This is a genomic window from Saccharopolyspora gregorii, assembly GCF_024734405.1.
GTDB classification, from domain to species: domain Bacteria; phylum Actinomycetota; class Actinomycetes; order Mycobacteriales; family Pseudonocardiaceae; genus Saccharopolyspora_C; species Saccharopolyspora_C gregorii.
This window is the reverse complement of record NZ_CP059556.1, coordinates 3306950-3319875: the sequence shown is the minus strand read 5'-3', so window position 1 is coordinate 3319875 and position 12926 is coordinate 3306950. Positions and strand designations below refer to the sequence as shown.

Genomic DNA, 12926 nt, shown 5'->3' with positions numbered 1-12926 from the left:
TCAGTCCTCGTCGTCCAGCAACCGGTGGGCCAGGTCCTTCCACAGCGCCAGGTGCGGGTCGGTGGCGGGGGAGCGGTCCTCGAAGGCGTAGGGCATCGCCGCGCCGCGCATGCTGGTGAACAGCAGCTCCCGCAGCAGCTCGTACCGCGGGTGCGCGCGCACCGCGGGGCCCCAGATCCCGTCGGTGGCCTCCCGGATCGCGGCGCGCAGCCCGCGCTCCTCCGGCAGCAGCGCCGCGGCCAGCGCCGGGTTGGTGCGCGCGGCCGTCCACAGCTCGATCGCCGCCCAGAAGTGCGGTTCCTGGAACGTCGCCCACAGCAGTTCGATGCACCGGTCCACCCGCGCGGGCCCGTCCGGTTCGTCGGCGAGCTTGTGCTCGGCGTGCACGCTGGTCTGCGCGAGCCGCGTGTTCGCCAGGTGCTGCGCGGCCGCCACCAGCAGTCCGTCCCGGGACGGGAAGTGGTGCAGCAGCCGCCCGCGCGACACTCCGGCCTTCGCCTGGATCACCAAGGTGGAGGCGCCCGCGTAGCCGTGCTCGATGAGGCAGTCCACGGCGGCGTCGAGGATCAGCGCTCTGCTGTCGGCGGTGCGCTCCTCGCGGGTGCGCGGTGCGCCGGGAGCCGTCGTCTTAGCCGTGTCGGACCGAACCACCCGGTCAGCGTACCCGGCCCGGAAAACCTCCCGGCAGGGAAGCAGTCGGCATTGACCGTCGTGGTGCGGCGGTGCCAGGCTCGGGCCGGGCCCGGTGCCCGCACCGGGTTCCGCCGTGGCCTCCGCCGCTTCGCCGGGCGGCGGAGGCCCGCGGCGTGGCCGAGGTTCGAGGAGGAACCGCCATGTACCCAGGTGCCCACGCCGCGACCGACCCGGACCGGCCCGCCGTGATCATGGCGGGATCGGGCGAGCGGTTGACCTACGGGGAGCTGGAGGAGCGGTCGATCCGGCTGGCGCACGCGCTGCGCGAGGCCGGGCTGCGCCGCGGCGACGTGGTGGCGCTGCTGACCGACAACACCCCGCCCGCGTTCGAGGTGTACTGGGCCGCGGTGCGCTCCGGGCTCTACGTCACCGCCGTCAACAGCCACCTCACCCCGGCCGAGATCGCCTACGTCGTCGAGGATTCCGGCGCGGGCGCGCTCGTGGTGTCCGCCGCCCTGGCCGCGGCAGCCGCCGAGGTGGCCGCGCTGGTGCCGGGACTGCGGGTGCGACTCGCCTTCGGCGGCGAGGTCGCCGGGTTCGCCGACTACGAGGCCGCGCTGGCCCGCTGCTCGCCGCGGCCGCCTGCGGACCAGCCGCGCGGCGCGGACATGCTGTACTCGTCCGGAACCACCGGGCGCCCCAAGGGGATCCGCCCGGAACTGCCCGACCGGCAGGTGCACGAGGAAGGCGACGTGCTCACCCCGGTCGTCGCGCGGCTGTACGGGATCGGGCCCGGTTCGCGGTACCTCTCGCCCGCGCCGATCTACCACGCGGCGCCGCTGCGCTACTGCGCGTCCACGCACGCGCTCGGCGGGACCGTGGTGCTGATGGAGAAGTTCGACCCGGAACTGGCGTTGCGCTCGATCGAACGCCACCACGTCACGCACAGCCAGTGGGTACCGACGATGTTCGTGCGGATGCTGAAGCTGCCCGCGCAGGTGCGCAACCGCTACGACCTCTCCAGCCACCGCGTCGCGGTGCACGCGGCCGCGCCGTGCCCGGCCGAGGTGAAGCAGGCGATGATCGAGTGGTGGGGGCCGATCCTGCTGGAGTACTACTCCTCGACCGAGGGCATCGGCATGACGTTCATCGATTCCGCGCAGTGGCAGCGGAAACCCGGTTCGGTGGGGCGCGCGGTGCTCGGTGAGCTGCGGATCTGCGCGGACGACGGCCGCGAGCTGCCGCCCGGCGAGGTCGGCACCGTGTACTTCTCCCGCGAGGAGCAGTCCTTCGAGTACTGGGGCGACGCCGAGAAGACCCGGTCCGCGCGGCACCCGGAGCACCCGGCCTGGGCGACGGTCGGCGACGTCGGCTACCTGGACGACGAGGGCTTCCTGTTCCTCACCGACCGCAAGGCTTTCATGATCATCTCGGGTGGGGTGAACATCTACCCGCAGGAGGTCGAGGACCTGCTGGCGCTGCACCCGCGCATCGCCGACGTGGCGGTGATCGGCGTGCCCGACGCGGAGATGGGCGAGTCGGTGAAGGCCGTGGTGCAGCCCGCGGCCGGTGCGGAACCGGGCCCGGAGCTGGAGCGGGAGCTGCTGGAGTACGTGCGCGCCCGGATCGCGCACTACAAGGCGCCCAGCAGCGTCGACTTCCTCGCCGAACTGCCCCGCACGCCGACCGGGAAGCTCGTGAAGGGCGCCCTGAAATCCCGGTACGCGTCCGCGTGACCGTCACGCGGAACCGGTCGACCTCGTTGACGGTCAGAGTTGACCGTTTTTCTCGGTGGGAGGAACACCATGCGTGACGCGGTGATCGTGGAAGCCGTCCGCACCCCCGTCGGCAAGCGCGGTGGCGCGCTGTCCGGAGTGCACCCCGTCGACCTGTCCGCCCAGGTCCTCGAAGGACTCGTCGGCCGGGCCGGCCTCGACCCCGGCGAAGTCGACGACGTCATCTGGGGCTGCGTCGGCCAGGTCGGCGAGCAGACCCTCGACATCGCCCGCAACGCCGTGCTCGCCGCGGGCTGGCCCGACACCGTCACCGGCGTCACCGTCGACCGCCAGTGCGGCTCCTCGCAGCAGTCCGCGCACTTCGCCGCCGCCGGGCTCATCGCCGGGCACTACGACGTCGTCATCGCGGGCGGCGTCGAATCCATGAGCCGCGTCCCGATGGGCAGCGCCGCCCAGGGCGCCGACCCCTTCGGGACCCGACTGCTCGACCGCTACCTGGGTGACCCGCCGAACCAGGGCATCGGCGCCGAGATGATCGCCGAACGCTGGGGGCTCAGCCGCACCCGGCTCGACGAGTTCAGCCTCGCCTCGCACGAGAAGGCCGCCGCCGCGCAGGACTCCGGCGCCTTCGACGGCCAGATCCTGCCCATCACCGCACCCGACGGCACCGTCGTCGACCGCGACGAGGGAATCCGCCGCGGCGGCACCACCGACAAGCTCGCCGGGCTCAAGCCGGCCTTCCGCGAGGACGGCGTCATCACCGCCGCCAACAGCTCCCAGATCAGCGATGGTTCCGCCGCGCTGCTCATGACCACCAGCGAGAAGGCCGCCCAGCTCGGACTCCGCCCCCTCGCCCGCGTGCACACCGCCTCGCTCGCCGGGGGCGACCCGGTCATCATGCTCACCGCGCCCATCCCCGCCACCCGCAAAGCCCTGCGGCGCAGCGGGATCGAGCTCGACCGGATCGGCGCCTTCGAAGTCAACGAGGCCTTCGCACCCGTCCCGCTCGCCTGGCTCGCCGAGATCGGCGCCGACCCGAAGACCCTCAACCCGCTCGGCGGCGCCATCGCCCTCGGCCACCCCCTCGGCGCCAGCGGCGCGCGGATCATGACCACCCTCGTCCACCACCTGCGGGACACCGGAACGCGGTACGGGTTGCAGACCATGTGCGAAGGAGGCGGCCAGGCCAACGCGACGATCCTGGAGCTGGTCTGAGGTCCCACCGGCCGTCCGCCCGCTTCCGCCGCGCAGCACCGGGGTGAGCGGGTCCCCCGCTGCCCGTTCCCCCGGTGCGGCCGCGATTTCTGCCGCACGTCCAGGCGCGGCGGCCTCGCCGTCCTCGCGGGGGAACCGCTGCGAACCCGCGCCACCGGAGCCCCGGCCGTGCTCGTCCCGTTCGTCCGGAGGTGCCCGGCGCGGCGGCGGTTCGGGGGCTGGTCCCGAGACCGTTCAGTACCGCAGACTGGATCCGATCGTGGAATCGACCGGTCGGCGTGGACCGGGGAGGAGTCGCGGCATGGCGGATCGGGAGCGGTTGCTGGCAGGCCTGACCGGACCGGGCGGCGAGTTCGAACTGGTCGACGCCGAGGTGCGCGGCATCCCGATGCGGGTCTACGCGACCGGACCGCAGACCCTCCGCGACGTGCTGATCAGCACCGCCGCGCACGGCGACGCCGACTACCTGGTGTTCGGCGAGCAGCGGTGGAGCTACGCCGAACACCTGCGGACCGCCGCCGGGCTGGCCCGGAGCCTGCGCGCCGACTTCGGCCTCGACCCGGGCGACCGGGTCGCGATCGCGATGCGCAACTACCCGGAGTGGGCGCCGATCTTCTGGGCCGTGCAGGCCGCCGGACTCGTCGCGGTACCGCTGAACGCGTGGTGGACCGCGCCGGAACTGCGCTACGCGCTGGCCGATTCCGGGGCGCGCGTGCTGTTCGCCGACGCCGAACGGGTCGCCGAGCTCGCCCCCGACTTCGGCGACCTCGACGTCGTGCAGGTGCGCGGGGACGGCCCGCCCGCAGGGGTGCGCTGCTGGGCGGACCTGCTCACCGGCCTCGATCCGGTGGACTCGCTGCCGGACGTGGTGGTGGCACCGGACGACGACGCCACCATCATGTACACCTCCGGCACCACCGGGCGCCCCAAGGGCGCCGTCGCCAGCCACCGCAACCACTGCACGAACCTGTGGAACATGGCGCTCGGCCGCCGCGCCGGGCAGCTCGCCGCCGGTGTGGAACCCGGTCCCGACGCGCGGATCGGGGTGCTGCTGACCTTCCCGATCTTCCACATCGCCGGCCTGTCCGGGATGTGCTCGGCGACCCTCGCCGGGGCGAAGATCGCCACCCTGTACCGCTGGGACGCCGACGAGGCCATCGACCTGGTGCGGCGGGAACGGCTCACCACGCTGGCCGGCGTGCCCACCGTGCTGCGCGACCTCGCCCGGCACGCCGAAGGCGACCTGTCCACCGTGGAAGTGGTGAACATGGGCGGGGCGCCGATCCCGCCGGACCTGGTGGGGCTGGTGCACACCGCGTTCGCCCCGGACGTCGCCCCCGGCAACGGCTACGGGCTCACCGAGACCACCTCGGCGGTGGTGAACAACACCGGGCCCGAGTACGTCGAGCACCCCGACAGCGTCGGCCGCTGCGTCCCCGGCGCGCAGCTGCGCGTCGTCGACCCCGGCACCGAGCAGGACCTGCCCGACGGCGAGATCGGCGAGCTGTGGTTCCGCGGGCCCAACGTGGTGCGCGGCTACTGGAACGACCCGGAGTCCACCGCGGCCGCGTTCAGCGACGGCTGGTTCCGCACCGGCGACCTCGGGCACCGCACCGACGGACGGGTGCACGTGGTGGACCGGATCAAGGACATCGTCATCCGCGGCGGCGAGAACGTCTACTGCGCCGAAGTGGAGGCCGCGCTGTTCGAGCACCCCGACGTCGCCGACGCCGCCGTGGTCGGCGTGCCGCACCGCGAGCTCGGCGAGCAGGTCGCCGCCGTGGTCCGGCTGCACGACGGCGCGAAGGCCGGGGCGGACGAGCTCCGCGCCCACGTCGGCGAACGCCTCGCCGCGTTCAAGGTGCCCGAGCAGGTGCACCTGCGCACCGGGCCGCTCCCGCGCACCAGCACCGGCAAGGTCCTCAAGCGCGACCTCCGCCGCGAACTCGCCCCCTGACGTCCCCGGGCGGCCACCCGGGTCAGGCCATCGGCGGGAGGTCGGAGATCGGCGGGACGTCCCGGTCCACCTTGCCGACCGAGGCCGCGCCGCCCGGCGAACCGAGCTCGGTGAAGAACTCCGCGTTCGCCTGCGTGTAGGCGGCCTGCTCGTCCGGCACGTCGTCCTCGTAGTAGATCGCCTCCACCGGGCAGACGGGTTCGCAGGCGCCGCAGTCGATGCACTCGTCCGGATGGATGTAGAGCATCCGGCCGCCTTCGTAGATGCAGTCCACCGGGCACTCGTCCACGCAGGAGCGGTCCAGCACGTCCACGCACGGTTCGGTGATCACGTAGGTCAACGGGGCCTCCGAACATCGGTTCCACCTGGCGGCCTCCCCGGTGCCGGGCCCGCTCAAACCTCCGGCCCCGGTTCGACCCGGCCACGACCCCCACCCCGAAGAGATCACCAGGTGAGTGGCCCACTCGACCGACCAGAATGGGCTGATGGCCCACTCACCTCGGAGAGGTCACCAGGTGAGTGGCCTACTCGACCGACCAGAACGGGCTGGGGGTCCACTCACCTCGGAGTGGCCACCAGGTGAGTGGGCCGCTCGACCGGCCAGAACGGGCTGATGGCCCACTCACCTCGGAGAGGTCACCAGGTGAGTTGGCCGCTCGACCGACTTGGGTGGGTCAAGGGGTCGCCCGGGCCTGCCGAGCCGCCCCGACCAGCTCAGCCCGCATCCAGGTCCTCCAGCGCCGCCGAGATGGCCCGGTGGAACGTCGGGTAGGCCCAGATCTGCTGCCGCAGCACCGCCAGCGGCACCTCCGCGTGCACCGCCACCGACAGCGCCCCCAGTACCTCACCGCCGCCGGGGGCCACCGCCGTCGCCCCGACCAGCACGTCCCGGTCCGCGTCGGCCACCACCTTGACCAGACCGTCGTTGCCGGGGCCGTGGATGAAGCCGCGCGGCGTGGCGGGGAGCTGCGCGATGCCGGTGCGCACTCGGAACCCCCGCTCCAGCGCGGCGGATTCGGTGAGCCCGACCATGCCCACCTCCGGATCGGTGAACGTCACCGACGGCACCGCCCGGTAGTCGGCCGCGGGACCACCGGTGCCGAGCAGGTCGGCCGCCGCGATCGGCGCCTGGTGGACGGAGACGTGGGTGAACGCGCCGTGCCCGGTGACGTCACCGATCGCCCACACCCCGTCGGCGGCGCGCAACCGCCCGTCCACCGGGATCGTGCGGGCGTTCTCGTCGAGCCCGACCGCGCCGACGCCGAGCTCCGCCAGGTCGGTGCGCCGCCCGGTCGCCACCAGCAGCCGACGCACCCGCACCGGCTCGCCCCCGTCGAACTCGACGCGGAACAGGTCCCCGTCGTGCGAGACGCGCCGCACCGCCGTTCCGGTGCGCACGTCGACTCCCTCGGCGCGCAGCACCCGCTCCAGCACCGCGGAGGCCTCCGGTTCGGCCGGGCCGAGCACGCGTTCCCCGTTGTCGACGAGGGTGACGGCGCTGCCGAACCGCGCGAACACCTGGGTGAACTCCAACCCCACCGGCCCCGCGCCGAGCACCAGCAGCGAATCCGGCGCCTCCCGCGCCGCCACCGCCTCCCGGTTCGTCCAGTAGGGCGTGCCCGCGAGGCCCTCCACGGGCGGCACCACCGGCTCGGTGCCCGGGTTGAGCACGATCCCCCGGCGCGCGTGGAAGGTCCGCAGCTGCGCGCCGCCGGTCACCGTCACCTCGCCGGGAGCGGTGATGCGGCCGCGGCCGCGCACCAACCGGCCGCCAATCTTCTCGAACCGCTGCACCGCGGCCGTGTCGTCCCAGCCGGTCGTGGCCTCGTCCCGGATCCGGTCCGCGACCGGGGTGAAGTCGGGCCGCACCGTCGCGGAACCGGCCAGTTCCGGCACCCGGCGGGCCTCGCCGAGCGCGTCCGCGCCGCGCACCATCATCTTCGTCGGGATGCACGCGTAGTACGGGCACTCGCCGCCGACCAGCCGGGCCTCCACGGCCACCACGTCCAGCCCCGCCGTGGCCAAGCGCCCGGCGACGTCCTCCCCACCGGGTCCCATGCCGATCACGACCACGTCGACCTCTTCGGCTGCCATCCGTCGCTCCTCGTCCGCGTCGTCGTCCCGAGATCCGGCGTCCCGGTCACCTCTGCCGCCCCCAGCGCACCACTGCCGCGCCGCCGCCGCACGCGCCTCGCCGCTGTCCTGCGACGAGGCGCGCGGGTGGCTACAACGGAACCATGGCCGACACCGACACCACCGAACTCGCACCCGGGCAGAGCGTTCCGCGGGACAACGGCGAACGGCTGGGGCGGTCCGCCGCCGGGCACCTCGTCCAGCTGCGCCGCCGCGTCGCCGAACCCGGCTTCGTCGTCACCACCGCGGCCGAGGACCGCGACGCGGTGCTCACCACCGAGTGGGCGCACGCCAACGCCGCCTTCGACCGCCTCATGCGGGACGGCTGAGGCCGCGCTGCGCCGTTCGCCGCACCGCCGTGGGCGCCGTTCCGTGACCTGGGCGCAACCCAGGTGGAACAACCGGGGGGTGCACTGGGGTGCACGAACCTTGCCACGGTGCCCTCCAGAGGAGGCGGTGCAGCGATGATGACCTGTGCGAGTTGCCGCGAACCGATCCCGTCCTCCAGCCCGTCCGACGACTTCTGCCGCGAGCAGTGCCAGCTGTCCTGGTACGCCCGCCGCCTCAGCCCGGGGCTGGCCGGCACCGCGGTCGTCCCCGTTTCCCCGCTCGAACTGCGAGATCGACGCCACTCCGCCCCGGGCGCATAACGCCCGCTCGTGCCTATCCTGGTCGGTGCCCTGGTGTCCGCGGTGATCCACGAGGGAGGCCGGCGAGCGAGATGGCGATGCGCGTGTTCGTGGTCGACGACCACGAGGTGATCCGGCGGGGTGTGGCGGCCCTGGTGAAATCCGACCCCGAACTGGAGCTGATCGGCGAGGCGGCGTCTGCGACCGAGGCGCTGGCGCTGGTGCCGCAGCACGACCCGGACGTGGTGGTGCTCGACGTGCGGCTGCCCGACGGCAACGGCGTGGAGCTGTGCCGGGAACTGCGATCGCGGCAGCCGGGCCTGCGGTGCCTGATGCTCACCTCGTTCGACGACCACGAGGCGCTGCTGGACGCGATCCTGGCCGGGGCGTCGGGCTTCGTGCTCAAGGGCGTGGTGAGCGAGGAGCTGCTCAGCGCGCTGCGCACCGTCGGCTCCGGCCGCTCGCTGCTGAGCCCGAAGAAGACCGAGGCGATGCTGTCCTGGCTGCGCCGCGAGCAGGAGCGCGCCGACCCGCTGCGCGAGCTGACCTCGCGGGAGCGGGAGGTGCTGGAGCTCATCGGCGAAGGACTCACCAACCGCGAGATCTCGCAGCGGATGTACCTCGCCGAGAAGACCATCAAGAACTACGTGTCGCAGATGCTGGCGAAGCTGGCGATGCGCCACCGCAGCGAGGCCGCCGTGCTGGCCACCGAGCTGCGGCTGGACCGCGGCGCGCGCGGCAAGGGATGACCCGGTGACCGCCGACCCCGGGCGGGAGCGGCTGCTCGCCGGTCTGCGGGACCTGCGGGACGGCAACTTCCGCCGCAGGCTCGCGGTCGCCGGCCCGGACGCGGAGCTGGCCGCGGCGTTCAACGACCTCGCCGAGCGCAACCAGCGGCTCATCGCCGAACTGCGCCGGGTCACCGGCTCAACGTCGCGCGGGGAGTGGCCGCGCCCGGCGGCCGCGTTCGGCGGCACCGGCGGCTGGCGGGAGGCCGAACGGGCCGTGGAGGAACTGCTCGACTCGCTGCTGCGGCCCGTCGGCGAACTCAGCCGCGTCCTCGGCGCCGTCGCCGCCGGGGACCTGTCGCAGCGGATGCCGCGCCGCTCCGGGGAGCGGCTGCCCGGCGGGCTCGGCGACGTGGCCTCCCGGTTCAACGACCTGCTCGACCAGCTATCGCTGTTCGCCTCCGAGGTGACGCGGGTGGCGCGCGAGGTCGGCAGCGAGGGCAGGCTCGGCGGCCAGGCGCAGGTGCCCGGCGTGGCCGGGACGTGGCGCGGGCTGACCGACTCGGTGAACCTGATGGCCGACAACCTCACCGCGCAGGTCCGCAACATCTCGCAGGTCGCCGCGGCGGTGGCGCGCGGCGACCTCAGCCAGAAGATCGACGTGGACGCGCGCGGCGAGATCCTGGAGCTGAAGAACACGCTGAACACGATGGTGGACCAGCTCTCCGCGTTCGCCGACGAGGTCACCCGCGTCTCCCGGGAGGTCGGCACCGAGGGCAAGCTCGGCGGGCAGGCGCGGGTGCCGGGCGTCGGCGGCACCTGGAAGGACCTCACCGACAACGTCAACCTGATGGCGGACAACCTCACCGCGCAGGTCCGCAACATCGCCGCCGTCGCCTCCGCGGTCGCGGGCGGCGACCTGTCCAAGAAGATCACCGTGGAGACCAAGGGCGAGGTCGCCGCGCTGGCCGCGACGATCAACGGCATGGTCGAGACCCTCGGTTCCTTCGCCGAGCAGGTCACCCTGGTGGCCCGCGAGGTCGGCACCGAAGGCATCCTCGGCGGGCAGGCGCGGGTGCCGGGCGTCGCCGGGACGTGGAAGGACCTCACCGACAACGTCAACCTGATGGCCCGCAACCTGACCAACCAGGTGCGCAACATCGCCCAGGTCACCACCGCCGTCGCCGGGGGAGACCTGTCCAAGAAGATCGACGTGGACGCGCAGGGCGAGATCCTGGAGCTCAAGACCACGATCAACACGATGGTGGATCAGCTGTCCGGGTTCGCCTCCGAGGTGACGCGGGTGGCCCGCGAGGTCGGCACCGAGGGCAAGCTCGGCGGCCAGGCGGAGGTCGCCGACGTCTCCGGCACCTGGCGGCGGCTCACCGAGAGCGTGAACCGGCTCGCCGGGAACCTGACCACCCAGGTCCGGGCCATCGCCGGGGTCGCCAACGCCGTCACCAGCGGTGACCTCACCCGGCAGATCACCGTGGAGGCCAGCGGCGAGGTCGCCGAGCTCAAGGACGACATCAACGCGATGATCTCGAACCTGGCCGAGACCACCCGCACCAACGAGGAGCAGGACTGGCTCAAGACCCACCTCACCCGGCTGTCCGGCCTGATGCGCGGCCGTGCCGAGCTGCACTCCCTCGCCTCGCTGATCATGACCGAGCTGGTGCCGCTGGTCTCCGCGCAGTACGGCGCGTTCTACCTGGCGCTGCCCGGTTCGGACGGGGCGCCGGAGCTGACCCGCACCGCCGTCTACGGGCTCCCGCACGCGGGCACCCCGGAGCGCTTCGAGCTGGGGCAGTCGCTGGTCGGGCAGGCCGCCGCGGACCGCACCACGATCCTGGTGCGCGAAACCCCGCCGGAGTACCTGCGGATCAGCTCCGGGCTGGGCGCGGCGAAACCGGTCGGCGTGGTCGTGGTGCCGGTGCTGTTCGAGGACGAGGTGCTGGCCGTGCTGGAACTGGCCTCGGTGCACGAGTTCAGCGCGCTGCACCTGGACCTGCTGCAACGGCTGCAGGAGACCATCGGGGTGGAGGTCAACACGATCCTCGCCAACACCCGCACCGAGGAACTGCTGGCCGAATCGCAGCGCCTCGCCCGCGAGCTGCGGGCCCGGTCCGAGCAGCTGGAGCAGCAGCAGAACGAGCTGCAGCGCTCCAACTCGGAACTCGCCGAGAAGGCCGAGCAGCTGGCCGCCCGCAACCGGGACATCGAGATCAAGAACAGCGAGATCGAGCAGGCCCGCCAGCAGCTGGAGGAACGCGCGGGCGAGCTCTCCCAGGCCTCGGCGTACAAGTCGGAGTTCCTGGCGAACATGTCGCACGAGCTGCGCACCCCGCTGAACAGCTCGTTGCTGCTGGCGAAGCTGCTCGCCGACAACGTCGACGGCAACCTCACCTCGCAGCAGGTGGACCTGGCCCGCACCATCCACGCCGCGGGCAGCGACCTGCTGGCGCTGATCAACGACGTGCTGGATCTGTCCAAAGTGGAGGCGGGCCGGATGACGGTGCTGCCGGAGGACGTGCCGACCGCCGAACTGGTCCGGCACCTGGACGCCCAGTACCGGCCGGTCGCCGAGGACAAGGGGCTCGAATTCACCGCCGTGGCGGGGGATTCGGTGCCCGCGACGATCCGCACCGACCAGAGCAGGCTGGAGCAGATCCTGCGCAACCTGCTGTCGAACGCGGTGAAGTTCACCGAACGCGGCTCGGTGCGGTTGCGCATCGACCGGGACCGCGGCTCCGGGCAGGTCGCGTTCTCGGTCGCGGACACCGGGATCGGGGTGCCCGCGGGCAAGCTCGACCGGATCTTCGAGGCGTTCCAGCAGGGCGACGGGACGATCGTGCGCGAGTTCGGCGGCACCGGGCTGGGCCTGTCGATCAGCCGGGAGCTGACCGCGCTGCTCGGCGGGCGGCTCGCCGTGGACAGCGAACCGGGCCGCGGCAGCACGTTCACCCTGCTGCTGCCGCCGGAAGGCCCCGATGCCGAGCCGGACGCCGAGGACGACCCCGCGCCTCCGGCGGCGATCGCCGGGCTCACCGCCCCGCCGGTGGCCGAGCTCGCCCCGAGCAGCGCGGAGGTGCACTTCGACGTGGCCGCCGAAGGCATCGATCCACCGCTGCTGGACTGGGAATCCACCGCCTCGTTCGGCGAGCTCACCGGCGCGGAACCCGGCGAGGGGCGCGACGCGGTGCCGCGGTTCACCGGCCAGCGGGTGCTGGTGGTCGACGACGACCCGCGCAGCGTTTACGCGCTCACCGCCCTGCTGGAGCAGCGCGGCCTGCGGGTGGTGCACGCGGACAACGGGATCGCCGGGCTGGGTGCGCTGCAGGAGAACGAGGACGTGGCGATCGTGCTGATGGACGTGATGATGCCGGAGCTCGACGGGGATTCCACGATCCGAACCATCCGGCGGATCCCGCGGCACCGGGGCCTGCCGATCATCGCGGTGACGGCGAAGGCGATGCCGGGGGACCGGGAGCGCAGCCTCGAAGCCGGGGCGACCGAGTGCGTGACGAAACCGGTGGACGCGGAGCGGTTGCTGCGGCTGCTGGCCGAGCAGCTCGGGCTCGACCCGGGGCCGGGGTCCGGCCCGGGAGCCTGATCAGCGCTCGTCGTCGGTGGTGGGGAGCTCGGCGAGCTGTTCGCGCAGCCGCTGCGCCCAGACGAGGTCGCGGGCGAAGGTCGCGTCGAAGTGGTCGACGCCGTGCTGGTGCCGAGGTTCCGGTCCGGTGCTCATGGTGGGTCCAGCGGTTCGGGGTTCCGGGGGTCGGGGATTCCGGCCCCGCTCGGGGGACTGACGAGGCCGGAAACGTCCAGCGTAGGTGCCGTGGTCCCGGTACCGGGAACCGGGGTCGCGGGTGCTCGCGGGTGCGGCTCGGTGCGC

10 protein-coding genes are annotated in these 12926 nt (G+C 73.0%); 6 read left to right on the top strand and 4 right to left on the bottom strand.

The genetic code is table 11. The features are described 5' to 3' along the window. Nucleotides 1-651 (bottom strand): TetR/AcrR family transcriptional regulator, encoded by a 651-nt coding sequence (locus tag H1226_RS14320; protein WP_258341155.1) that lies wholly within the window; start codon nt 649-651, stop codon nt 1-3. A 182-nt stretch (nt 652-833) separates the two neighbouring features. On the opposite strand from H1226_RS14320, the gene H1226_RS14315 reads away from it, so the two are divergent. From H1226_RS14315 to H1226_RS14305, 3 genes are all read left to right on the top strand, one after another. Then, nucleotides 834-2369 (top strand): acyl-CoA synthetase, encoded by a 1536-nt coding sequence (locus tag H1226_RS14315; protein WP_258341154.1) that lies wholly within the window; start codon nt 834-836, stop codon nt 2367-2369. A 69-nt stretch (nt 2370-2438) separates the two neighbouring features. Next, on the top strand, nt 2439-3584 hold the full coding sequence (locus H1226_RS14310) for a thiolase family protein (RefSeq protein WP_258341153.1): 1146 nt from the start codon (nt 2439-2441) through the stop codon (nt 3582-3584). Nucleotides 3585-3885: 301 nt separating this feature from the next. Continuing rightward, entirely contained in the window at nt 3886-5541 is a 1656-nt protein-coding gene (locus tag H1226_RS14305; protein WP_258341152.1) for a class I adenylate-forming enzyme family protein, read from the top strand. Between the two features lie 22 nt (nt 5542-5563). Here the strand turns inward: H1226_RS14305 and fdxA are convergent, their stop codons facing one another. Together fdxA and H1226_RS14295 are read right to left on the bottom strand one after the other, a co-directional pair. Next, on the bottom strand, nt 5564-5881 hold the full coding sequence (gene fdxA / locus H1226_RS14300; RefSeq protein ID WP_224959841.1) for a ferredoxin: 318 nt from the start codon (nt 5879-5881) through the stop codon (nt 5564-5566). Between the two features lie 374 nt (nt 5882-6255). After that, the gene (locus H1226_RS14295) at nt 6256-7635 is read right to left on the bottom strand and encodes a dihydrolipoyl dehydrogenase family protein (protein ID WP_258341151.1); all 1380 of its coding nucleotides are present in this window, start codon (nt 7633-7635) and stop codon (nt 6256-6258) included. Between the two features lie 143 nt (nt 7636-7778). Here H1226_RS14295 and H1226_RS14290 point away from each other — a divergent pair, with 143 nt between their 5' ends. From H1226_RS14290 to H1226_RS14280, 3 genes are all read left to right on the top strand, one after another. Further along, nucleotides 7779-8003 (top strand): hypothetical protein, encoded by a 225-nt coding sequence (locus tag H1226_RS14290; RefSeq protein ID WP_258341150.1) that lies wholly within the window; start codon nt 7779-7781, stop codon nt 8001-8003. Between the two features lie 392 nt (nt 8004-8395). Then, nucleotides 8396-9052, top strand: coding sequence for a response regulator (locus tag H1226_RS14285; protein ID WP_258341149.1), 657 nt, complete (start codon nt 8396-8398; stop codon nt 9050-9052). A 4-nt stretch (nt 9053-9056) separates the two neighbouring features. Continuing rightward, nucleotides 9057-12644, top strand: coding sequence for a HAMP domain-containing protein (locus H1226_RS14280; RefSeq protein WP_258341148.1), 3588 nt, complete (start codon nt 9057-9059; stop codon nt 12642-12644). On the opposite strand, the gene H1226_RS14275 is transcribed toward H1226_RS14280, so the two are convergent. Continuing rightward, a complete protein-coding gene (locus H1226_RS14275; protein WP_255615664.1) occupies nt 12645-12779 on the bottom strand; it encodes a hypothetical protein in 135 nt (44 codons plus the stop codon). Nucleotides 12780-12926 lie beyond the last annotated feature (147 nt).